This window comes from Ruegeria sp. CG11, from assembly GCF_056537245.1.
Genome location: NZ_JBQFRE010000001.1, coordinates 108,586 through 130,391, shown reverse-complemented (window position 1 = coordinate 130,391; position 21,806 = coordinate 108,586). Strand labels below are relative to the sequence as shown.

The 21,806-nt window shown below is 59.8% G+C and carries 19 protein-coding genes and 1 tRNA gene; 12 read left to right on the top strand and 8 right to left on the bottom strand.

Features of this window, described 5'->3' with window-relative positions:
- Positions 1-86 precede the first annotated feature (86 nt).
- Positions 87-1,535: an IMP dehydrogenase gene (guaB, locus tag ACR0KW_RS00600; protein WP_475209296.1), complete on the bottom strand. Its 1,449-nt coding sequence runs from the start codon at positions 1,533-1,535 to the stop codon at positions 87-89.
- Between the two features lie 217 nt (positions 1,536-1,752).
- Here guaB and ACR0KW_RS00595 point away from each other — a divergent pair, with 217 nt between their 5' ends.
- Together ACR0KW_RS00595 and ACR0KW_RS00590 are read left to right on the top strand one after the other, a co-directional pair.
- The gene (locus ACR0KW_RS00595; RefSeq protein WP_480803284.1) at positions 1,753-3,795 is read left to right on the top strand and encodes an ASKHA domain-containing protein; all 2,043 of its coding nucleotides are present in this window, start codon (positions 1,753-1,755) and stop codon (positions 3,793-3,795) included.
- A gap of 23 nt (positions 3,796-3,818) precedes the next feature.
- The gene (locus ACR0KW_RS00590; RefSeq protein WP_480803283.1) at positions 3,819-4,676 is read left to right on the top strand and encodes a class I SAM-dependent methyltransferase; all 858 of its coding nucleotides are present in this window, start codon (positions 3,819-3,821) and stop codon (positions 4,674-4,676) included.
- Positions 4,677-4,678: 2 nt separating this feature from the next.
- Here ACR0KW_RS00590 and ACR0KW_RS00585 read toward each other — a convergent pair.
- The 5 genes from ACR0KW_RS00585 to ACR0KW_RS00565 all read right to left on the bottom strand — a co-directional run bounded on the left by ACR0KW_RS00585 (position 4,679) and on the right by ACR0KW_RS00565 (position 8,091).
- Positions 4,679-4,752 (bottom strand) — tRNA-Gly (locus ACR0KW_RS00585).
- 64 nt (positions 4,753-4,816) lie between these two features.
- The gene (locus ACR0KW_RS00580; RefSeq protein ID WP_480803282.1) at positions 4,817-5,644 is read right to left on the bottom strand and encodes a polyphosphate kinase 2 family protein; all 828 of its coding nucleotides are present in this window, start codon (positions 5,642-5,644) and stop codon (positions 4,817-4,819) included.
- Positions 5,645-5,770: 126 nt separating this feature from the next.
- The gene (locus ACR0KW_RS00575; protein ID WP_170324988.1) at positions 5,771-6,832 is read right to left on the bottom strand and encodes a methyltetrahydrofolate cobalamin methyltransferase; all 1,062 of its coding nucleotides are present in this window, start codon (positions 6,830-6,832) and stop codon (positions 5,771-5,773) included.
- 9 nt (positions 6,833-6,841) lie between these two features.
- Positions 6,842-7,768 (bottom strand): methylenetetrahydrofolate reductase, encoded by a 927-nt coding sequence (locus ACR0KW_RS00570; RefSeq protein WP_480803281.1) that lies wholly within the window; start codon positions 7,766-7,768, stop codon positions 6,842-6,844.
- A gap of 26 nt (positions 7,769-7,794) precedes the next feature.
- Positions 7,795-8,091 (bottom strand): virulence factor, encoded by a 297-nt coding sequence (locus ACR0KW_RS00565; protein ID WP_480469750.1) that lies wholly within the window; start codon positions 8,089-8,091, stop codon positions 7,795-7,797.
- A gap of 241 nt (positions 8,092-8,332) precedes the next feature.
- On the opposite strand from ACR0KW_RS00565, the gene ACR0KW_RS00560 reads away from it, so the two are divergent.
- Positions 8,333-9,445, top strand: coding sequence for a Ppx/GppA phosphatase family protein (locus ACR0KW_RS00560; protein WP_480803280.1), 1,113 nt, complete (start codon positions 8,333-8,335; stop codon positions 9,443-9,445).
- Complete coding sequence (locus ACR0KW_RS00555) at positions 9,445-10,161, top strand: RlmE family RNA methyltransferase (protein WP_480803279.1); 717 nt, start codon at positions 9,445-9,447, stop codon at positions 10,159-10,161. The genes ACR0KW_RS00560 and ACR0KW_RS00555 overlap by 1 nt, the downstream gene beginning before the upstream one ends.
- A gap of 287 nt (positions 10,162-10,448) precedes the next feature.
- On the opposite strand, the gene ACR0KW_RS00550 is transcribed toward ACR0KW_RS00555, so the two are convergent.
- Both ACR0KW_RS00550 and ACR0KW_RS00545 read right to left on the bottom strand, forming a co-directional pair.
- On the bottom strand, positions 10,449-12,347 hold the full coding sequence (locus tag ACR0KW_RS00550) for a multiheme c-type cytochrome (RefSeq protein WP_480803278.1): 1,899 nt from the start codon (positions 12,345-12,347) through the stop codon (positions 10,449-10,451).
- Positions 12,344-13,210, bottom strand: coding sequence for a YihY/virulence factor BrkB family protein (locus ACR0KW_RS00545; protein WP_480803277.1), 867 nt, complete (start codon positions 13,208-13,210; stop codon positions 12,344-12,346). The genes ACR0KW_RS00550 and ACR0KW_RS00545 overlap by 4 nt, the downstream gene beginning before the upstream one ends.
- A gap of 150 nt (positions 13,211-13,360) precedes the next feature.
- Here ACR0KW_RS00545 and ACR0KW_RS00540 point away from each other — a divergent pair, with 150 nt between their 5' ends.
- The 8 genes from ACR0KW_RS00540 (at position 13,361) to ACR0KW_RS00505 (ending at position 21,806) form a co-directional block, all read left to right on the top strand.
- Positions 13,361-14,446, top strand: coding sequence for an AI-2E family transporter (locus ACR0KW_RS00540; protein WP_480803276.1), 1,086 nt, complete (start codon positions 13,361-13,363; stop codon positions 14,444-14,446).
- Positions 14,447-14,449: 3 nt separating this feature from the next.
- A complete protein-coding gene (locus ACR0KW_RS00535; RefSeq protein WP_480803275.1) occupies positions 14,450-15,559 on the top strand; it encodes an acetoin utilization protein AcuC in 1,110 nt (369 codons plus the stop codon).
- 118 nt (positions 15,560-15,677) lie between these two features.
- The gene (locus ACR0KW_RS00530; RefSeq protein ID WP_480803274.1) at positions 15,678-16,655 is read left to right on the top strand and encodes an AAA family ATPase; all 978 of its coding nucleotides are present in this window, start codon (positions 15,678-15,680) and stop codon (positions 16,653-16,655) included.
- A gap of 19 nt (positions 16,656-16,674) precedes the next feature.
- Complete coding sequence (locus ACR0KW_RS00525; protein WP_480803273.1) at positions 16,675-17,622, top strand: DUF58 domain-containing protein; 948 nt, start codon at positions 16,675-16,677, stop codon at positions 17,620-17,622.
- Positions 17,619-18,092 carry a DUF4381 domain-containing protein gene (locus tag ACR0KW_RS00520; protein WP_480803272.1) on the top strand — a complete coding sequence of 158 codons (474 nt, stop codon included), beginning with the start codon at positions 17,619-17,621 and terminating at the stop codon, positions 18,090-18,092. Before ACR0KW_RS00525 ends, ACR0KW_RS00520 begins: the two co-directional genes overlap by 4 nt.
- A complete protein-coding gene (locus tag ACR0KW_RS00515; RefSeq protein WP_480803271.1) occupies positions 18,092-19,075 on the top strand; it encodes a VWA domain-containing protein in 984 nt (327 codons plus the stop codon). The genes ACR0KW_RS00520 and ACR0KW_RS00515 overlap by 1 nt, the downstream gene beginning before the upstream one ends.
- Positions 19,072-20,577, top strand: a complete 1,506-nt coding sequence (locus ACR0KW_RS00510; protein ID WP_480803270.1) for a VWA domain-containing protein — start codon at positions 19,072-19,074, stop codon at positions 20,575-20,577. The genes ACR0KW_RS00515 and ACR0KW_RS00510 overlap by 4 nt, the downstream gene beginning before the upstream one ends.
- Positions 20,574-21,806, top strand: coding sequence for a hypothetical protein (locus ACR0KW_RS00505; RefSeq protein WP_480803269.1), 1,233 nt, complete (start codon positions 20,574-20,576; stop codon positions 21,804-21,806). Before ACR0KW_RS00510 ends, ACR0KW_RS00505 begins: the two co-directional genes overlap by 4 nt.

Sequence of the window (21,806 nt, the reverse complement as noted above, 5' to 3'; positions counted from 1 at the left end):
TCCGATGCTGGTAAAGTGGCTTTTGCCCAAGCCACAAATGCAAAACGGCGCCCTACTGCGGGCGCCGTGATCCTTGAATGCTGGGGTTACATCACCCGGTAGTTCGGGCTCTCACGTGTAATCTGAACGTCATGCACATGGCTCTCTTTCAGGCCCGCGCCAGTGATTTTGACGAAGTTGCAGTTCTTGCGCATGTCTTCAACCGTTGCACAGCCGGTGTAGCCCATCGCGGCGCGAAGACCACCAACCAATTGGTGTACCACGGCACTGGCCGAGCCCTTGTACGGCACCTGCCCTTCGATCCCTTCGGGCACCAGCTTGTCGTTGGCGGCATCCTTCTGGAAGTAACGATCCGCCGAGCCGCGCGCCATGGCGCCGAGGCTGCCCATGCCGCGATAGGATTTGAAGGAGCGGCCCTGATACAGGATTACCTCGCCCGGGCTTTCGTCGGTGCCCGCAATCATCGAGCCGACCATCGCGCAGGACGCGCCCGCCGCGATCGCTTTGGCGAAATCGCCCGAGAATTTGATGCCACCGTCCGCGATTACCGGTACATCTCCGGCTGCGGACGCGCAATCCATAATGGCCGTCAGCTGAGGCACACCTACACCGGCAACCATACGCGTGGTACAGATCGAGCCCGGCCCGATGCCGACCTTGATGGCATCCGCGCCGGCATCAATCAGCGCCTTGGTGGCATCACCTGTTGCAACGTTACCGGCGATGATCTGAACCTCGTTCGACAGGGTTTTAACGCGCTTCACCGCGTCCAGAACGCCCTGAGAGTGACCGTGCGCGGTATCAACGACAATGATATCGGCTCCGGAATCCACCAGTTGTTCCGAACGCTCAAACCCGGCATCACCGACCGAGGTCGCCGCAGCCACGCGCAAACGGCCCAGCGGGTCCTTGCAAGCTGTCGGGTTCAGCACGGCCTGTTCGGTATCTTTCAGCGTCAGCAGACCGGTCAGCTTGCCTGCGCCATCGACTACCAGCAGCTTTTCGATCCGGCGCGCCTTCATAAGGCTCTTGGCCTCTTCCAGATCAGCCGGTTCCTGCAACATGGCCAGATTGTCAGTGGTCATCATCGCGCGGATCGGTTGATCGTCCGAGGTTGCAAAGCGCATGTCCCGGTTGGTGACGATGCCGACCACGCGGCCCTCTTCGTCGACCACGGGGAAACCGGTGAAGTTGTAGCGTTCGACCAAAGCCTTGGCGTCCGCCAGCGTCTGATCCGCCCGCAGCGTGACCGGGTTGTAGACGATGCCCGATTCGAACCGTTTCACCCGCCGTACTTCACGCGATTGTTCTTCCACAGTCAGGTTCTTGTGGATGACGCCGATGCCGCCCGCCTGAGCCATGGCGATGGCCATGCGCGCCTCGGTCACCGTATCCATGGCTGAGCTCAGCAGTGGGATGTTCATGGTGATCGCCCGCGTCACGCGCGTGCTTGTATCCGCCGTCGCCGGCAGCACCGACGAGGACGCCGGAACCAAGAGAACATCGTCAAAGGTAAGTGCCTCACGAATCTGCATCTGCTAACCCCATGCAAAAGCCCGTTTGGCGGTGACCCTATTACATGGATTTAACCCAAGGAAAAGCCCCAGAGCTCAACTAGTTTTCTTCTGCGGGCCAATCCCAAGAGAAAAAACGACGCAACCCGTACAAAACGTGCCGCTGAATGCCCTTTCCCTTTGCGCGCAAACTCATATCTTGCCCGGCATACGCGCGAATACAAAAGGCAGGCCAGATATGACCACCGAACCCCTTGTTGTCTTTACTCCCTCGGGCAAACGCGGGCATTTCCCCGTTGGCACCCCGGTTCTGACCGCCGCCCGTCAATTGGGCGTCGATCTGGATTCGGTTTGCGGCGGGCGCGGGATCTGCTCGAAATGTCAGATCACCCCCAGCTATGGCGAGTTTCCCAAACACGGCGTGACCGTTTCCGTAGGCGCGCTGAGCGAATGGAACGCGGTTGAGCAGCGCTATGACGACAAGCGTGGGCTGAAACCGGGCCGCCGACTGGGTTGTCAGGCCACCGTTCAGGGCGACATCGTGATCGACGTACCGCCCGAAAGCCAGGTGCACCGCCAGGTCGTCCGCAAGGCCGCCGCTGCGCGCGCTATCACCATGGACCCGGCAACGCGCCTGTATTTCGTCGTGGTTGAGGAACCCGACATGCACTCGCCCACCGGCGATCTGGAGCGTCTGGAGCGCGCCCTGCGCCAGCAGTGGAATATCGAGGCCGTCACCGCTGATCTGTCGCTGATGTCCAAGCTGCAGCCCGTTCTGCGCAAGGGCAAATGGGAAGTCACCGTGGCCGTCCACAAAGGCCACAAGGATACTGTTGCCCGCATCGTCGAAATCTGGCCTGGCCTGCATGAAAGCGGGCTGTACGGTCTTGCTATTGACCTCGGCTCGACCACCATCGCGGCGCACCTGACCGATCTGGAAACCGGTGAGGTCAAGGCATCCTCGGGCCTGATGAACCCGCAGATCCGGTTCGGCGAAGACCTAATGAGCCGCGTGTCCTACGCGATGATGAACCCCGGCGGTGATCAGGAGATGACCAAGGCCGTGCGCGAGGCGATCAATGATCTGACCACCTCGATCGCTGAAGAAGCGGGCATCGATGCCGAACTGATCGTCGAGACGGTCTTCGTCTGCAACCCGGTCATGCATCACCTGCTGCTGGGGCTGGACCCGGTCGAGCTGGGGCAAGCACCATTTGCGCTGGCAACCTCGGAAAGCATGTCCCTGCCCGCGCGCGAAATGGACCTGACCAAGATGAACCCGCGGGCGCAAATCTATATCCTGCCCTGTATCGCGGGCCACGTGGGTGCGGATTGTGCCGCAGTTGCGCTGTCCGAAGAGCCGGGCAAATCCGAAGACCTCGTGCTGATCGTGGACGTGGGCACCAACGCGGAAATCCTGCTGGGCAACACCACCCGCGTTCTGGCTTGTTCCTCACCCACCGGTCCGGCATTCGAAGGTGCCCAGATCAGTTCCGGCCAACGCGCCGCACCCGGTGCCATTGAACGGATCGAGATCGACCCTGTGACCAAGGAACCCCGCTTCCGCATCATCGGGTCCGAGAAATGGTCCGATGAGGAAGGCTTCGATCAGGACGTCGCCACCACCGGCATCACTGGCATCTGCGGCTCGGGCATTATCGAAGCCGTGGCCGAAATGCGCATCGCTGGCCTGCTGGACGAAAGCGGCCTGATCGGATCGGCCGCACAAACCGGTACCGAACGCTGTGTCCCGGAAGGCCGTACCAACGCCTATCTGATCCACGATGCCAGCGCCGAAGGTGGCCCGCGCATCACGGTGACACAGGGCGACATCCGCGCGATCCAACTGGCCAAATCCGCGCTTTACGCCGGTGCGCGCCTGCTGATGGACGTCATGGAGGTCGACAAGGTCGACCGGGTTGTTCTGGCCGGGGCGTTTGGTGCTCATATTTCGACCAAACACGCGATGGTTCTGGGCATGATCCCCGACGCACCTTTGGACAAGGTGTCCAGCGCAGGCAACGCCGCGGGCACCGGTGCCCGGATCGCGCTGTGCAACATCGGTGCCCGGACCGAGATCGAACGCGTCGTTCGCGAGATCACCAAGGTCGAAACCGCCATCGAGCCCAAGTTCCAGGATCACTTCGTGGCCGCAAACGCGATCCCGCACAAAACCGATCCGTTCCCGGAACTGGCGCAGGTCGTCACCCTGCCCGCGCCCTCGTTCAACACCGGCGGAGATGAGGAAAAGTCTGGCCGCCGTCGCCGCAGGAGGTCATAGTCGCCCCAACCACGGGGGCACAGATGACGTTAGCAAACGAAGAACAGGCAGAATACTGGGGTCAGTCTGAGAACGGCACCAAATGGTTGACCTACGAAGATCAACTGGACCATGTGCTTGCGCCTGTCCTGGATCTGGTTCTAAGCCGGGCTGACCTGTCTGCAGGAATGCAGGTTCTGGATATCGGTTGCGGCACGGGTGTCAGCACCCTTGCCGCAGCCCGTCGCGTTGGGCCGGACGGGCGTGTTCTGGCTGCCGATATTTCACAACCCTTTCTGGATCGCGCCGCCACGCGCGCTTCAGAAGACGGGTTGGACAACATTCGATTCCAGTACGCTGACGCGCAGACCTTTGCCTTTGAACCCGCCCTCATGGACGCAGCGATCTCGCGGTTCGGCGTCATGTTCTTCAGTGATTCAGTGGCTGCCTTTGCCAATATTGCCAAGGCACTGAAACCCGGCGCTCAGATGACTTTTGCGGCTTGGGGTCCTTTGGACGTAAACCCGTGGTTCCGCGTTCCTCATATTGCTGCCGTGAAACGATTGGGACAGCCTCCGCGCGTGGACCGCTATGCACCTGGCCCCCTCGCGTTTCACGACGTAGACCATGTCACAGGAATGATGGTTCAGGCCGGGTTGTCTGAAGTGAAGGCCGACGCAGTCCATTTGGAACTCCAAGGCGTTAATGGCGTTGAGGATACAGCGGCACTGTGTACGCGCGTGGGACCGGCTGCTCGGGTCATTTCACATTTCGCCGGGAACAAGAAGGACGTTCAAGCCATTCAGAAAGACGTCACCGCCGAGTTCCAAAACCTGCAAACCGGGACGGAACCCCGCATCCCTGCGGTCATCAACCTGTTTCAGGCCCGTCGATCCGAGTAATTTGGAGCGGGTAGCGGGAATCGAACCCGCGCGTTCAGCTTGGGAAGCTGACAGGCTACCATTACATCATACCCGCCGCGTAGCGCTGGATAACACCGCCCGCTGAACGACTTCAAGCGCCTTTCCAAGGCACCGAGCAATTACTCGGTCCGGGCGCGCAGACTGTCGATCAACGACTGATCCACATCCAATGCCTCACAGGCCGCGTCCAGTGTACGCCGGTCCAGGTGTTGCGGGCTCAGGTCGATGTCCTTGGAAAACGCATCAACAATCGCGCGCATCGCGCTGATTCTGGCGTATTTCTTGTTGTTCGCCGGAATGACGTGCCAAGGCGCGACTTCGGTCGAGGTCCGCGCCAGCATTTCGTCCACGGCCACTTCGGCCTCAGCCCACCTCTCCCGATTGCGGAAATCCTCATAAGTCAGTTTCCACCGTTTCATCGGGTTGCGAAGACGCTCGGTGAAGCGTGCCATCTGCTCTTCCGGAGAGATGTGGAAAAACAGCTTCACGATCCGGGTGCCGTCATCGACCAACATCCGCTCAAAATCGTTGATTTCACGATACGCGGCCTGCCAGCGTTTTTCCGGAGTGAATTTTTCCAGCCGCTCGACCAAAACGCGGCCGTACCAGCTGCGGTCAAAGGCCGAGATGGCGCCTTCGGGGGGCAGTCTTTCCCAGAACCGCAGCAGGTAATGACGGTTCAGGTAGTAGTTGCGTGGTGCACCAATAGGCCAAACCTTGAAACTACGCGGGTCCAGCGCCTGACTGATCCGGCGGATCGTGCCGCCCTTGCCTGCCGCGTCCCAGCCTTCGAACACAAGCACGCCTTTCGCGCCATGAAACAGAAACGCCTGCTGGATCAGCGCCAGTTGTGCCTGAAGATCGACCAGTTCTTCAAAATAGTCCTGCTTACTGAGGCGCTTGCTCAGATCGGCGTCCGCCAATTTCGGAGGGTGATGTTTGGTCATGAAGACACCTGATTTTTGCTGCGGGCTTGTGTCATTGTCGCAATCCCGACAATTCCCGGCCTTGATCAGGGTCAAAACGAAAAAGGCCGGGCACATGGCCCGGCCTTTGATCGAATTCTTAGGAAATCAAGCGCGACGGCGACGGCCACCACCGCGACGACCACCTGCGGCACCGGCAGCACCGGCCTCTTCAGGCGATTTGTTGAACTTGATCCAAGCTCCACCATGCGGGTCGTTGTTGGTCAGCAGGTTGGCGGCGCGGATGGCCTCCATTTCCTTGCCAGCGCGCGGCAGGGTCGAGCCCAGACCGAACATCTGAACGAAGGCTTCGTCGTCCATGCCCTCGGGCAGGATGATGCCAGCTGCGGCAACGGCCTCTTTCTTTTCGGCGATCTTCTTCTGCGTCACCGGCAGAGCCACCGGGTTCATGATCGCCGAAGTCATACCAGCGCCCATTGCCATCGGCAGGAAGGCGTTGTTGATGCCGTGACGGTTCGGCAGACCGAATGAGATGTTGGACGCACCGCAAGTGGTGTTCACGCCCAGCTCTTCGCGCAGACGACGGACCAGTGCAAAAACCTGCTGGCCAGCAGTTGCCATCGCGCCGATCGGCATCACCAGCGGGTCAACGACGATATCATGCGCGGGGATGCCGAAATCGGCTGCGCGCTCAACGATCTTCTTGGCCACGTCGAAACGGACATCGGGGTCTTCCGAAATGCCGGTGTCGTCGTTCGAGATCGCAACAACAGGAACGTTGTACTTCTTGACCAGCGGCAGAACCATCTCCAGACGCTCTTCTTCGCCGGTAACCGAGTTCAGCAGCGGACGGCCTTCAGCTGCCGCCAGACCGGCTTCCAGAGCACCCGGAACCGACGAGTCGATGCACAGCGGCACGTCGACCAGACCCTGCACCAGCTCGACGATCTTGGTCATCAGCGGCGGCTCGGTCTCGTTCGGGTTGGGGTTCGAGTTGTAGACAACGCCCGCGTTGATATCCAGAACGGTCGCGCCTGCAGCAACCTGTGCGATGGCGTCTTTCTCGACGGTCGAGAAATCGCCTGCTTCCAGTTCAGCGGCCAGTTTCTTGCGGCCGGTCGGGTTGATCCGCTCACCGATCACGCAGAACGGTTCGTCGAAGCCCAGAACGGCGGTTTTTGTTTTTGATTCTACGACTGTACGGGTCATGTCCGTTCCTTAGGAGTTTACTGGCTTTGCCGAAGCGCCGCCGTTTTCGATTGCCCAGTTGGCGTTGGTCTTGATGCCACCAAGCGGGAAGAAATGCACGTTGGTGATGTTGAAGTCCGGGTTCGCCGCCTTGTGGTTGGCCAGTTCGGTCAGAACATCTGTGGGCTCATAGGGCAGCAGCAGCTTGGACACGTCCATGGCACGCTTCTGCAGAACCTTCAACGACGGGCCAACGCCACAGGCGATAGCGAATTTGATCAGGGTCTGCAGCTTGGCCGGACCTGCGATGCCGATGTGGATCGGCAGATCGACGCCCGCTTCTTTCAGGCTGTCCGCCCATGCGATGATGGGCTTGGCGTCAAACGCGAACTGGGTCGCCAGCGCCATTTCCGCATCGGTGGTTTCCGAGAATTTCTGTTTCCAGCGCAGCGCGTCGTCAACATTTTTGGTCGATCCGTCGGGGTCGATGTCCTTGTTGCCCTCGGGGTGGCCGGCAACGTGCAGACGCTTGAAGCCCGCCTTGTCGAACAGACCGGTTTCCAGCAGCTGCGTCGAGCTGTCGAAATCGCCGTGCGGCTTGGCAACGCCACCAGCCAGCAGCAGCGCTTGGTCTACGCCTGCTTCGCCCTGATACATGGAGATCCAGTTCTCGAGCGTCGCCGCATCCTTGATGATCCGCGCCGGGAAGTGCGGCATGACCGGGTACCCTTCGGCCGCGATCCGCTTGGCGGTCTTGACCATGTCCTCGATCGGCGTGCCCTCGATATGGGCGATGTAGACACGGGTGCCTTCGGGCAGCAGCGCACGGAAGTCTTCGACTTTCTCGGCGGTGCGGGGCATTACCTCGATCGAATAGCCCTGCAAGAAGGCTTCGACGGTCGGGTTTACCGGGGCCTTTTCGGCCGCATCACGTTTCTTAAAGTTCAGCAAAGCCATAGTGGCCTCCCATATAGATCTGGGGCTCATGCCCAACCGTCATTAGCGATCAGCGCCTTGATGCGGTCCTGATCGTATTCAGCTTCCAGACGCACAGCTTCGGCCTCGGCAATCTCGGACGGGTCGCCCTCAACCGCGAAAGGCTCTGCCTTGCGCCATTCGGCCAGGTAGGCATCGCTATCCTTGGCGTTCACCTTCATGGCAGCACGGTCGATGGCTTGTTCAAACCGCTCCTCCAACTGCCGCTTTGCGCCACGACGGCCTTTGCCGACGATAACTTGGGCGGGAATGTCGCGCCAATATACGATGGTGACGTCAGGCATTGCCTTTGATTCCTCCTAACCAGATGGGCAGTTTCTAAACTTCTATGCGAGCTCAGGTCGGTCGAATTTCGACACACGGCGTATTTCAAGCGACCTTTTTGCCTACAACGGGATACAGGGCTTGTACTGAATTCTAACGCAAACGCGCACATCAAAATACTCATCACTTTAATGAGCGTCTTGCACGAAACAATTGCCCGACCTATGGTCGGGGTAACTCGAAAATCGGAGGGCGTTTAAGATGGCGCCCAAGCGTCCCAAAGGTGCGGGCGCGTTCCCGAAGGCGGTCGAAAGCCCCGCGCCGGCAAGACCCGATCCAGATGCGTTGTATGCGGCGCTGGATCTGGGAACTAATAGCTGCCGCATGTTGATAGCCCAGCCCAAGGGTAGCGGGTTCCATGTGGTGGATAGCTTCTCCAAATCCGTGCAGTTGGGCGCGGGTCTGGAACGGACCGGACGGCTGTCTCGGTCCTCGATGGCGCGCACCATACAGGCACTGCGCATCTGTCAGCAAAAGCTGAAACGCAACAAGGTCAAACGGATGCGGCTGGTCGCGACCGAAGCCTGTCGGCGCGCGAAGAACTCACGGGATTTTATCCGGCAGGTGAGGCGCGAAACCGGACTGACGTTGGAGATCATCCAGCCTGAGGAAGAGGCGCGTCTGGCCGTGATCTCCTGCGCGCCACTGGTGTCGACCAAGACCGAGCAGTTGCTGGTCGTCGATATCGGCGGTGGTTCGACCGAGCTGGTGTGGATCGACATCTCATCGGTTCCGCGCCGTGACCGCCCTGCTGCAATCATGCGTCTGCACCACGGGTTCCATACGGCCGACAGCCCTTTTCCAGCAGCCAAAGTGGTGGACTGGATCAGCGTGCCCCTGGGGGTCGCAACGCTGCGTGACCAGTTCCACGATGTCGAGGACGACTCGGCCCGTTTTGCACTGATGAGCTGGTTCTTCGAAGAGAACCTCGCCGATTTCGCCCCCTACAAGGATGAACAGGCCCGCGAAGGGTTCCAGATCGTCGGCACCAGCGGCACCGTGACAACCGTGGCCGCGTCACATCTGGGCCTAAAGCGGTATGACCGGACCAAGGTGGACGGTCTGCGCATGACCAGCGATCAGATTGACAAAGTCATACGAGGGTACTTAGAACTCGGCCCACTGGGGCGGCGGCGCGATCCGCGGATCGGCGATGACCGGCAGGCCCTGATTATGTCCGGCTCAGCCATTTTGCAGGCATTGCTTCGCTGTTGGCCCACCGACCGCCTCTCTGTGGCGGACCGGGGGCTGCGCGAAGGTCTGCTTTACGCACAGATGAGCGCGGACGGTGTATTGGAAGACGGACCGTTCTGATGGCGAAGACACCGAGTGGCAAAAACAACTCAGGCCGTGGACAGCGCGACCTGAAAGTCAAAGTCAAGACAGCGCGCGGGCGTAAGCTCAGCTCGACCCGTTGGCTTGAGCGGCAGTTGAATGACCCCTATGTGAAACGCGCGAATGCCGAAGGTTATCGCGGTCGCGCGGCCTATAAGATTCTGGAATTGGACGACAAGTTCCGCTTCCTCGTCCCCGGCGCGCGGGTGGTCGATCTGGGCTGCGCGCCTGGCGGCTGGCTGCAGGTTGCGGTTAAACGGGTGAACGCGCTGGGCGAAAAAAGCGGCAAGCGGATCGGCACCGTTCTGGGAGTGGACCTGCAAGAAGTTGAACCCGTCGCGGGCGCTACGGCGCATGTGCTGGACTTCATGGAGGACGATGCCGACCAGAAGGTCAAAGACTGGCTGGGCGGTAAAGCCGACGTGGTCATGTCGGATATGGCGGCGGCCTCATCGGGGCACAAACAAACCGACCACCTGCGGATCATGTCCCTGTGTGAAACAGCGGCCTATTTCGCCTTTGACGTGCTGGAAGAAGGCGGCACCTTTGTCGCCAAGGTTCTGGCCGGGGGCGCCGAGGGCGATCTGCAGAAGCTGTTGAAACAGAAGTTCGAGAAGGTGGCCAATGTAAAACCGCCCGCATCCCGTCCCGACAGTTCCGAGAAATTTGTGGTCGCCACGGGGTTCCGGGGCTGAATCAGTCGTCGATCCAGCTTCGATCTCCGGTCAAAAATTGCTCACGCAGCGACGCGGTGGCAGTCTGTTTCAACAATAGCGCCTCGCCGTGGTTTATATACTCCGGCTTTTTAGCCTGCAAATCAGCGACCCTCTGACCCACGGACAAGGGGTTTTGCAGCTGCGACGTGTGGATCGGTTTCTGTGACATAGGCAACCGTACAAGCGAAACAAGACATCATTGAGGACCATGGTTAACGCCTAAATTTGCCGGGATCGTGACCGAAACCGGGCCAAGCCTTGCCGTTTTACGGGGCCAGTTGCGCCCTGAATTGCAGCAGCGCGGGATCGTTCGGCAGCACTTCCAACCCCTCTTGCAACACCTCCCGCGCCGCATCCGGGCCGCGGTTGATCTGCGCCAGTTGCACCAGCATGGGCCAGGCCTCAGCCCGTTGTGGGTCCAAGGTGACGACCTCTCGAAACGCGCGCTCTGCGGCCGGGGCGTTGCGGAAGGTCAGAGCCATGCCACCCAGAACAAGGTGGGTTTCCGGGAAGTCCAGACGGTTCGCAATCGTACCCTGCCATTCTTCCATGCCCCTTGCGACCTGCGCCTGCTGTTCCGGGGTCAGGGCTTGGCCGGGGATGTTCAGAAACTCTTTGGCAGCTGAGATGCGGACGTTGCGCAATGGGTCGGACAGCAAGGGCTCCAGCCGCTGGATCTGATCCGGCAAGGCAGCCTGACGTTGCAAAACCACCGCGTTCGCGCGCACCAGCGGGTCTGCGTCAAACAACAATGGTGCCGTTTGTTCCGCGACTTCTACTGAGCCGAAAGGTTGTAGCAGATAAGCTGCCGTGGCGCGAACGATGCCCGGCTGGGAAGTGTCAGTCGCGATTCCAAGCAACGCATCCGGCCCGTCAGCACGCCCGTCCATAGCCGCCTGAAACGCGGTGCCATAGTGCGGCATGCGGTGGGAGGACGCCGGAAACCACTCCTCGATCCGTTGGGCGGCCCAGGCCTGATCCTCGGCCTGGTGGCAATCGGTACAGGCATCTTCGCCCAACCCAAGATCGGGGCGCGGAATGCGGAAACTATGATCGCGCCGCCCGTCGACGCCCATATAGACACGTTCGATCATATGGCAGGACTTGCACTGCGCGCCCGCACTGTCTTCCGGATGGTGGTGGTGCGCAGAGGTGTCATACTCCTTGGTGGTCAGTGTCGGAAAATCAGAGTTGCCCGCCGGGGAGTGGCATTGCGTGCAGACCCCATTTCCATCCGCTTTAAGCTCGACACTATGTGGGTCATGACAGTTCATGCACCCGACGCCCTGCGCGTACATCTTGGATTGCAGGAACGAGCCATAGACGTAGACCTCGTCCAAAATCTGCCCGTCCGGATGATAAAGACCGGGGCGCAGCACCGCCAGATTATAGGCGTCGTGGTAGGGCGTTCCCGGGGTCGGATTGCCGTCGCCATGCGCCTCGCGCCGCGAATGGCATCCGGCACATTGTTGGATTTCGTCCTCGGTCCGGCCCCTGCCCCAGCTCATGGTGAACCCGAATTCGCCAAGATCGGCGGCGAGTTTCTGGCCCTGCGTCCAGTCAATATGCGCCGATCCCGGGCCGTGGCAGGCCTCGCATCCAACCCCAATTTCGGACTGCGTCGAGGCATAGCTTCGGGTCTGCGCATCGTAGTTCTTTTCAAACCCGGTCGCGTGGCATTCGGCACACCGGGCGTTCCAGTTCTTGTAAGGACCGGTCCAATGCAACCCATCATCCGGCGGCAGGTCCTGATCGGGATAGAGGTGGAACCACTGTCGGGCCTCAGTACCCCAGACGACATCGAAGCTTTGCAACCGGCCGGGTTCGGTTTCGAACAGGTATTGCTGCAGGGGCTCGATCCCCACAACCGAATGCACCCCGTATTCGGTTGTGACGCCGTCCTTTTCGGTCACGTTGGCCCGCAGGCCGTCGCTGGTCACACTGAACTCGACCGCCAAGCCGTCATGGTCAAACCGGGTTCCGTCAAAATCCGCCACGACATGCCCGGCCTCGACTTCGGTCCAGGCAAGTGCGTGATGAGAGGTCGCCCAGGCCTCGGCCTCAGCCTTGTGGCATTCGATGCACTGATCCGAGCCCGCATATTCCGGCGTTTGAGCAAATACGAACCCCGGCAGAAACAGCCAGACAAGAAGCGCCGCCCTCACGTTTCGGGCCCGTCGGAATCGTTCTGCAGGTCCATCAGGGCGCCGTTATATTCCGCGCCCAGGATCAGGATCGCCGCGCAGAGATACAGAAAGATCAGCGCGGCCATCGCACCGGCCAGCCCTGCATAGGTGGCGCTGTACGAGGCAAACTGCGCGATATAGACCGAAAAGCCCCAGCCTCCTGCCGCCCACAAGGCCAGCGTCAGCAAAACGCCGGGCAGGATCTGCCGCAACTTGTGGCGCCCGGTCGGCAGGATCAGATGCGCCAGGATGACGGCACCGGCCGGAACGGCCACCGTGAAAGTCCAGCGCAAGCGATCCACCGACAACCATTCGGACACTTTCACGTCCGTCTTTTCGGAAACCAGATTCGTGTAGACCGGCAGGATGACCTCGACCGCGGCAATGATCATGATGGTGATGCCACCCGCGATCACCAGACCCAGACACAGCAGCCGTGTTTTCCAGAACGGCCAGCTGTCGAAGTCATGATAGGCTTGGTTCATCGCCTTGCGCACCGCCATCACCCCGTTCGAGGCAAAGAACACCGCCAGCAAGCCACCCAGCGTGATCACGCCCGAGCCGGACTCGGCCAGAACCGAGCGCAATTCGGCAACAATCGGATCGGCCACATCCTTCGGCCATGCGCCGAAAATCAGCTCGATCAACTCGTTGGTCACGTAATCCTGCGACAGCGAGCCCGCCAGCGCTACGGTAAACAGGGCAAAGGGGAACACCGCCATCATCAGCGACATGGCGACGTGGCTGCTCATGACAAAGCCGTTCTTGGCATCAAACCGGGTAATGGCCACCCAAAGCGCCTGAATCGGTCTGTTGAGAAAGGGAATCACACTGGCATTCATTCCAAAACCCTAACCCGCCAGCATTGACCGCTAAACCGGCAAATCCGCTTTCTGCGCAAATAATCTCTGACAAACATTTGGGCGCATTGCATAATCCGGCCCTGCTGTGCAGGATCGGACACAAGCGCAATTCTCAGGATGAGCCAAGTCATGACACCGGACCAAGACCAAACCGCGAGACCGACAAAGCTCAAGCTGTCCGTTGTTCGGGATGTGTCGATTGTGACGACCCTTGTGGTGCTGGGTTTGTACGCCGGTTCTGCGTTTCTGATCCCGTTAACGATGGCCCTGCTGATCAATGTCCTGATCATCGCGCTCAGCGACCGGATCATCGCCCTGACCCGCATGCCGGTCTGGCTGGCCAATGTCGCGGGTGTCACTGTGGTTTTGGCCGGTTTGTTCGTGATCATGTATATTCTGGGCAGCCAGGCGACCCAGTTTGCCCGCACGATCGGCACCTATGAGAACCAGTTCGACGAAGCGGTCAACCGCGTCACTGGGCTGGTGGGCAATGACGTGACCAAGTTTATCCGCGACAACCTGATCAACATCGACATGTCCTATGTTGCGCGCGTCCTTCTGGGCAGCGCCACGTCATTGCTGAACCAGTTCTTTCTGATCAGCCTTTACGTCGCCTTCCTGATGGCCGAACGGCTAGCTTTCCGCAAAAAAATCCAACTGGCCGCCGGTGACCCGAAAACTGGTATAGAGTTCGCCTCGATCCTGGATGCCATCACGTTCAGCCTGCAACGCTATGTCGGGGTAAAAACCCTGATCAGCCTGATCACGGCGGGCATCAGCTACTCGGTTTTCAAGCTGCTGGGCCTGGAATTTGCCGAGACCTGGGCCGTGCTGACCTTTGCACTGAATTTTATCCCGTCCATCGGGTCCATCATCGCGGTGATCTTTCCGTCAATGATTGCATTGGTTCAGTTCGAAAGCATCGGCCCGTTCCTGATCATCGTGCTGGGCTGCGGCACCATTCAGTTCATGATCGGCAATTTTTTGGACCCCGCCCTGCTGGGCCGTTCGCTGAACATGTCCACCTTTCTGGTTATTCTGGCGCTGATGTTCTGGACCACAATCTGGGGCCTGATCGGAGCCTTCCTCAGCGTCCCGCTGACTGTCTGCATCCTGATCGTGTTCAGCCATATTCCCGCGCTACGCCCTGTTGCAATCCTGATGTCGCTTGATGGCAGGCTGGGCGAAGAGAACTCTCCGCGTACCACAGGATAGACGATGAAACGCCCGCTGTTCATCGGCTCGGAAATCTATCGCAACTCGACCTATGGCTCGAAGCATCCATTGGCCATTCCGCGCGTCTCCACCGTCATTGATCTGTGCCGGGCGCAGGGGTGGCTGTCGCCCTCGAACTATCGCGTCAGCCCCTGCGCGAAGCCTTCGGCGCTGACAGCGTTTCACACGCCTGACTATATCGCTGCCCTGCAACAGGCCGAGTGGGATCAGGCCGTGTCCGATGAAACACGACAGAAATACGCGCTGGGCACCCTGTCAAACCCCGTCTTCCCCGAAATGTACCGACGCCCGGCCACCGCTGCCGGAGGGTCGATGTTGGGGGTCGAACTGATCCGCGATGGCGGCATCGTCTTTAGCCCCGCAGGGGGCACGCATCACGGGCTGGCGAACAGGGCAAACGGGTTCTGTTATCTGAACGACCCGGTTCTTGCGATCCTGTCCCTACTGAGCGCCGGACTTGATCGTATCGTCTATGTCGATATCGACGCCCATCACTGTGACGGGGTCGAAGCGGCCTTTCGTGGATCAACGAAGGTTCGAATGATCTCGGTTCACGAAAGGGCCCGCTGGCCCTTCAGTGGTACATTGGACGACGATGCGGGTGGGGCGGCGTTTAACCTGCCAGTTGCCCGCAACCTCAATGATGATGAGTTTCTTGCCATCCTCGATCAGCTGATACTGCCGGCGACGGCCTCTTTTGACCCTCAGGCCATCGTATTGCAATGCGGCGCGGATGCGGTGGCCGAGGACCCCTTGTCGCGGCTGACCCTGTCCAACAATGCCCATTGGCGCACAGTTTCCAGTCTGCGCGACATGGCCCCTCGTCTGCTGGTTCTGGGCGGCGGAGGCTACAATCCGTGGTCCGTCGCACGGCTTTGGAGCGGTGTTTGGGCAACCCTGAACGGGATCGACATACCTGACCTTCTGAACAACGAGGCGCGATCCATACTCGGCGAACTGACATGGAACCGCGCGGCCGGAAAGCAGCCACCGCGGCACTGGCTCGAAACGCTATGCGACGCCCCGAACCACGGCGAAATTCGCCCCCAGCTACGCGCCGATCTGCAACATATCGCGGAACGGATTTCATAGTGGAACGCGCGCAACAAGACTGCTAACGTCCGTCCGTTACTAAACAATCCCGCTTATTTCGCCCCGGCGTACCCTGCCATGTCACATCCAGACGTCCGGCCATGATTGGACCAAATCAATGAATGCACTTAATCAGATAGATGATCTTAAAACCCGCATGGGGCAGGCGATTATTGGCCAGACCGAGGTGATTGACCGGCTGCTCATCGGCTTGCTGGCAAACGGTAACCTTCTGATCGAGGGCCTGCCCGGGCTGGCAAAAACCCGCGCCGTCAAAGCCATGGCGCGCAATCTGGATGCCCGTTTCAGCCGGATACAGTTCACACCCGACCTGTTGCCCTCGGACGTGACCGGAACTGAAGTGTTCCAGCAAACTGATGACGGCGGCACCTTCCGGTTCGACCCCGGCCCGGTCTTTGCAAACCTCGTTCTGGCTGATGAGATCAACCGCGCCCCGGCCAAGGTGCAGGCCGCGTTGTTGGAAGCGATGGAAGAGAGGCAGGTCACCGTCTCGGGTACCACGCACAAAATGGAACCGCTGTTCATCGTGATGGCGACCCAGAACCCGATCGAGCAGGAGGGCACCTACCCCTTGCCAGAGGCACAAATGGACCGGTTTCTGATGCATGTGCAAATCACATATCCTCCGGTCGAGGACGAAGTTGAAGTGATCCGTCTGGTGCGCGGTGAAGACATCGCCTCAGGGTCCGGTGCGACGGGCGAGATACCGCCACCAATCCCACAGGATGCAGTGTTTCAGGCACGGGCGGAAATCGGGCAGATCCACGTGTCCGACGCCATGGACAGGTATATGGCCGACCTCGTGCAAGCGACCAGAACACCCGAGAAGTACAGCGAAGAGCTTGCCAGCTGGATCGAAATTGGCGCCAGCCCGCGCGCATCGCTGGCGCTGGACAAATGTGGGCGCGCGCACGCGTGGATGAATGAACGCGATTACGTGGACCCCGCTGATATTCGCGCTATCGCCCACGACGTGTTTCGCCACCGCATCACGCTCAGTTTCGAGGCACAGGGCAACGCCAAAACGGCGGACGATGTGATCGCGGAAATCCTGCGCCTCGTCTCGCTGCCCTGACTGAACAGAAAGAGAGCCCGTGGCCCAAACCGCCACATACCCCGACGACCCGCGCATCCATGTAGATGCGGACCATCTGTTACGACTGGGTGTCCGGTCGCGCGCAATCAGCTTGTTGCCGCGGCAACCGGCGCGCTCGATCCTCAACGGGCGCCACACGTCACGCCTGCGTGGGCGGGGTTTGAACTTCGAAGAACTGCGCACCTATCTGCCCGGCGATGACATCCGAACAATCGACTGGAAGGTGACCGCCCGTACCGGAAGACCGCATGTTAGGGTCTACACCGAGGAACGGGACCGCCCTGCCCTCTTGCTGGTCGATCAGCGCGTTTCGATGTTTTTCGGAACCGAGGTTTACATGAAATCGGTCATCGCGGCCGAAGCTGCCGCAATCGCCGCCCATCGCGTTCTGGGCCAAGGCGACCGCGTGGGCGGGATTGTCTTTGGCGACACCGATCTGGCCGAGCATCGCCCCCAACGCCGCCCCGCTGCGCTGAAACGCTTCCTGTCTTCAGTCGCGGCGCTGAATTGCAACCTGAACGCAACGCTGCGGCCCGAGCCGACCGTTTCGCTGAACGACGTCCTGAAACAGGCCGCCCGGATCGCACATACCAACGCGCTGATATGCGTGTTTTCGGACTTTGATGGCCTGGATGAGGCCTCGGAAAGCCTGCTGAGAGGACTGGCGCGGTCAAACGATCTGATCTTGTTCAATGTTTCCGACCCCAGTTCGCGTGACCTGAGCCCGGGGCTGCGCACCACCGTCTCGGATGGGGACGCTCAAATCGAACTCGACAGCTCGGATCCGGAATTGTCGGGCCGCATCAGGGCTGCGCTGGAGGACAGGTTGGCGCAGCTGCGAGAGTGGTCGCGCCGCTATGGCTTTCCGATTGTGCCGCTGACCACCGCAGAACCGGCCCTGGATCAATTGCTTCGGCAATTCGGCCATCGCGGAGGACAAAGATGAGCGTCGATGTCGAAGGCAAATCCCTTGTCGAGCTGCTGGACATGCTCGAACCCGCACCAACGCCCGCGCCGATACCTATGACGCCGCAGACATGGGGCTGGGCTGTGTTGGTGTTGCTTCTGGCTGCGGTGGTCGTTTGCGCCGTTTACCTGTACCGGCGGCACCAAAGATCTAATGCGTACCGCCGTGTCGCGCTGGCCGATTTGAAAGCTGCCGACAGTGACGTCGCCAAGATCGCGGAAATCCTGCGACGTACCGCACTGGCCGCTTTTCCGCGTGATCAGGTGGCCAGCCTTCACGGCCCGGAATGGATTACGTTTCTCAAGCAATCCGCTGATAAGATTTCGATTTCTTCATCTGATGCGCAAGCCCTTGTTGACGCCCCATACAGGTCCAGCCCTCCCAATCCGAACGTCGCCAATTTCGCGCGAGACTGGATCAGGACCCACAAAGCTCCGAGGAGGCTGTGATGATCTCTTTTGCAGCGCCTTGGGTCTTTCTTCTTCTGCCACTGCCCTTGCTGGTCTATCGGTTTGCGCCACCTCACCGGGAGAAATCCAGTTCGATCCGCATCCCCTTTTTCCGCCATGTCGCCAAAGCGGCAGGTATTGAACCCAAATCGGGATCGGTCATCGCACACAGGACAATGCTGCAAACCGCTGTGGTCACTCTCATCTGGCTGATGTTGGTGGCAGCTTTGGCACGCCCGGAAAAACTGTCAGAACCGATCGTGATCGAAAAGTCCGCCCGAGACGTGGTGCTGGCGCTCGATATTTCAGGATCGATGGATCAGCGTGATTTCCAGTCCACCGACGGCACGCCCAAACAACGGCTGGCGGCGGTCAAAGACGTGATGCGCAGGTTCATTGCCGAACGTCAGGGCGATCGGATGGCGTTGATCATCTTTGGAACCCGGGCCTTTGTTCAAGCACCGTTCACAGAAGACCTCAATAGTTTGAATGGGTTCCTGGATCAAACTCAAGTTGGAATGGCAGGTCCCAACACCGCCCTGGGCGATGCTATCGGCCTGGGTATCCGCACTTTTGACGCAAGCGAGGTGGACCAGCGCCTGATGATCGTTCTCAGCGACGGCGCAGATACGTCCAGCCGCATGACGCCCACCAACGCCTCCGCCATTGCGGCTGACAAAGGCGTCGTCATTTACACCATCGGTGTTGGCGATCCCAATGCGTCGGGCGAGGATCGTGTAGACCTGGACGCCTTGAAAGCCATCGCGGATCGGACCGGCGGGGAATACTTCTTTGCCAATGACGAGGCCGCGCTGGCCCAGACCTACCAACGCATTGATGAGCAAAACCCCAGAATAGTTGAAACCCAAAGCTACCGACCGCGAGAAAGCCTCGCACACTATCCGTTGTTGGCCGCTCTTCTACTTATGTTGGGCAGCGCCGCTGGGTTGCACTTCGCACAGCGTCGAAGGAGCCTTCCATGATCGACGCGTTGACGGAATTTCATTTTTTAAGAGCGCCTTATCTGCTTTTCCTGATACCGATTGCGGGTCTCTGGTGGGTGGCTCGCCCGAAACGCTCGGGGCAGACTGATCTGCCATCTGGTGTGGCTCCACACCTTGCTGCGGCCCTGCGGCTGGGCAGCGAGGACAAGCGGCGCATCTATCCCATTGACGTGGCCATGATCGCCGCAGTGCTGGTCACCATTGCTGCTGCGGGGCCAACGTGGTCGCGTGCGCAGAACCCGCTTGTGGCGGATACGGCCCCGCTTGTCATCGCCCTGAAGGTCACCGAGAGCATGGAGGACGCCGACCTGCCCCCATCGCGGCTGGAGCGTGCAAAGTTCAAGATTACCGACCTGATCAATGCCCGCGCCGGCGCGCGAACGGCTCTGATCGCTTATGCCGGTTCACCGCACCGCGTGGCCCCGCTGACCGAAGACGCAAATATCCTGCGCCCGCTGCTTGAGGGGCTGACCCCAGCTGTGATGCCCAAGCAAGGGGATGCCGCCGGTGATGCACTGACGCTCGCGCGAAGCATATTGGATGAAAGTGAAACACCAGGGGCTGTTCTGTTTGCTCTGGACGATCTCGACCCATCACAGCTGACCGAGTTTCAGAACACATCGACGCAGGTTTACTTTCTGACCATGCTCCCTAATGGCGTTGACATTGTTCAACTGAACAACCTGAAGAACGCCGTCGTGGTCCCGTTTTCCAATGATGACCGGGATATCGCGCGGCTACAGCGGCAAATTCAGACGGCATATGTGGATGCGTTGGATGACGATGATCGTCTGGACTGGCAGGATCGGGGTTGGATACTGGCATGGCCCGCAGCCCTGCTGTCGCTGCTCTGGTTCCGGCGGGGCTGGGTGATCCGCTGGGCCTTGCTGGGACTGTTTCTGATACAGCCCGCGGGCCCCGCCAGTGCAGAAGGTTGGCGAGATTGGTTCCTGACACCGGATCAGCAGGGCCAGATCGCAATGAACCAGAAACGCTACGCGGACGCCGCAGAGCTGTTTGAGGAACCCTATCACGAAGGCTACGCGAGGCTGAGGGCTGGCCAGTACCCGGACGCCGCAGCCATCTTCGCCGAATTGAACACGCCAGAGGCCGCCTTTGCCGAAGGCATGGCACGCATTCGCAATCGCGAATACCGGCCCGCCATTTCGGCCTTTGAAACGGCATTGGATCGCCGCCCGGACTGGCCGGAAGCACAGCATAACCTTGAGGTTGCCACAGCCATTCTGGATTACGTCGAAACAACGCGGGAACAATCCGATACCGGCGAAGAATCTGGCATCGGAGCGGATGACACTGTGTTCGACAACGAAGCTGCACGTGGGGAAAACACGACCATTCAGGCTCAGACCGAAGACGCCAAACCCCTTTCGGCGGATCAGTGGATCAGCGCGATTGATACAGACATGCAGGACTTTTTGCGCAACCGGTTTCGCCTAGAAAATCAGGAGCAGGAACAATGAGATATTTTCCCCTCCTCATGTTGTGGCTCCTTCCGTGCGTCGCATTCGCACAATCCTCGAACTCACCCCGACCACAAGTCACGGTGCAGGCGCCAAGTGAGGACGTGATCGTCGGGCAACCGGCCATCCTGCGCATAAAGGTTCTGGTGCCGACCTTCATGCCGTCCCCTCCGATCTTTCCCGCACTTGAACAGGAAAACCTTCTGGTGCGCCTGCCCGAGCGCGCTTCGGGACCTGTCAGCGAGTCCGTGAACGGCGCGACTTGGTCCGGCGTTAAACGAAGTTATCGCATCTACCCTCTGGCGCCAGGCGCGATTGAGTTTGATGCTCAGGACATGATGGTCACCTTTGCGGACCCGGAAACGAACAGCCCAATCCAGGTTTCCATTCCGCTGCCGCCGATCAAGATCAACGCCGTGGTCCCGGATGGCGCGCGCGACCTGAACCCTCTGATTATCGCGACGGGCTTTGAACTGGAGCAGGAGGTAGAAGGCCCAACCGAAATGCAGGCGGGCGATGCGGTCACCCGGCGACTGACAGCGCGTATTTCAGGCACAAGCCCGATCATGATACCGCAGTTAATTCAGAATAATCAGGACCCTCTGCTACGCCCTTATCCCAAAGAGGCACGGTTCACCGAAACCGAGGATCGCGGCATTCTGTCGGGCCAACGTATTGATGAAACTGTCTACTTGGCCCAGGACGGCGGTGAAACTCAGCTGCCGCCGGTTTCTCTGCAATGGTTCAACCTGACAACGAACGTCGTAGAAACCGTTGACGTCGAAGCCGTGGACCTAACGCTGGCTGCGCCCAAACCCGAACCTCCGTCCGCAGATACATTGATCAGGTATTTCGTGTGGGTCGCCGCAGCAGTGGTGGCCGTCCGGACCCTTATACGTTGGATGACGCCGCGATATCGCAGATGGAAGGCGGCGCGTGAACAGGCATACCGTGCGTCCCCGGAATTCGCCCTCGCGCAACTGCGCCGCGCACTGCATAACCAAGACCTGTCGGCCGCGTATTCCGCGCTTGAAACCTGGAAGCGGCGCTGTGATGACCCGCAAGGGTATCACGGCCTAGAAGCATGTTTGAGCAAGATTGGCTCAACGCGATATAGCGCTGATAACACGATGAAAACGCCTGATTGGTCTGGTGCCGTTTCCGCTATGAAAGAACTCGTGGCTGCACCAAAAAACCGTGTCCGACCCCTTCCGCCGCTGAACCCCTGA

Coding starts and splice junctions, on each gene's coding strand:
- ACR0KW_RS00590 (WP_480803283.1), top strand. CDS start 3,819: ATGACGTTAGCAAACGAAGAACAGGCAGAATACTGGGGTCAGTCTGAG.
- ACR0KW_RS00510 (WP_480803270.1), top strand. CDS start 19,072: ATGATCGACGCGTTGACGGAATTTCATTTTTTAAGAGCGCCTTATCTG.
- ACR0KW_RS00515 (WP_480803271.1), top strand. CDS start 18,092: ATGATCTCTTTTGCAGCGCCTTGGGTCTTTCTTCTTCTGCCACTGCCC.
- ACR0KW_RS00505 (WP_480803269.1), top strand. CDS start 20,574: ATGAGATATTTTCCCCTCCTCATGTTGTGGCTCCTTCCGTGCGTCGCA.
- ACR0KW_RS00535 (WP_480803275.1), top strand. CDS start 14,450: ATGAAACGCCCGCTGTTCATCGGCTCGGAAATCTATCGCAACTCGACC.
- ACR0KW_RS00560 (WP_480803280.1), top strand. CDS start 8,333: ATGGCGCCCAAGCGTCCCAAAGGTGCGGGCGCGTTCCCGAAGGCGGTC.
- ACR0KW_RS00520 (WP_480803272.1), top strand. CDS start 17,619: ATGAGCGTCGATGTCGAAGGCAAATCCCTTGTCGAGCTGCTGGACATG.
- ACR0KW_RS00595 (WP_480803284.1), top strand. CDS start 1,753: ATGACCACCGAACCCCTTGTTGTCTTTACTCCCTCGGGCAAACGCGGG.
- ACR0KW_RS00540 (WP_480803276.1), top strand. CDS start 13,361: ATGACACCGGACCAAGACCAAACCGCGAGACCGACAAAGCTCAAGCTG.
- ACR0KW_RS00565 (WP_480469750.1), bottom strand. CDS start 8,091: ATGCCTGACGTCACCATCGTATATTGGCGCGACATTCCCGCCCAAGTT.
- ACR0KW_RS00530 (WP_480803274.1), top strand. CDS start 15,678: ATGAATGCACTTAATCAGATAGATGATCTTAAAACCCGCATGGGGCAG.
- ACR0KW_RS00555 (WP_480803279.1), top strand. CDS start 9,445: ATGGCGAAGACACCGAGTGGCAAAAACAACTCAGGCCGTGGACAGCGC.
- ACR0KW_RS00575 (WP_170324988.1), bottom strand. CDS start 6,832: ATGACCCGTACAGTCGTAGAATCAAAAACAAAAACCGCCGTTCTGGGC.
- ACR0KW_RS00580 (WP_480803282.1), bottom strand. CDS start 5,644: ATGACCAAACATCACCCTCCGAAATTGGCGGACGCCGATCTGAGCAAG.
- guaB (WP_475209296.1), bottom strand. CDS start 1,535: ATGCAGATTCGTGAGGCACTTACCTTTGACGATGTTCTCTTGGTTCCG.
- ACR0KW_RS00570 (WP_480803281.1), bottom strand. CDS start 7,768: ATGGCTTTGCTGAACTTTAAGAAACGTGATGCGGCCGAAAAGGCCCCG.
- ACR0KW_RS00545 (WP_480803277.1), bottom strand. CDS start 13,210: ATGAATGCCAGTGTGATTCCCTTTCTCAACAGACCGATTCAGGCGCTT.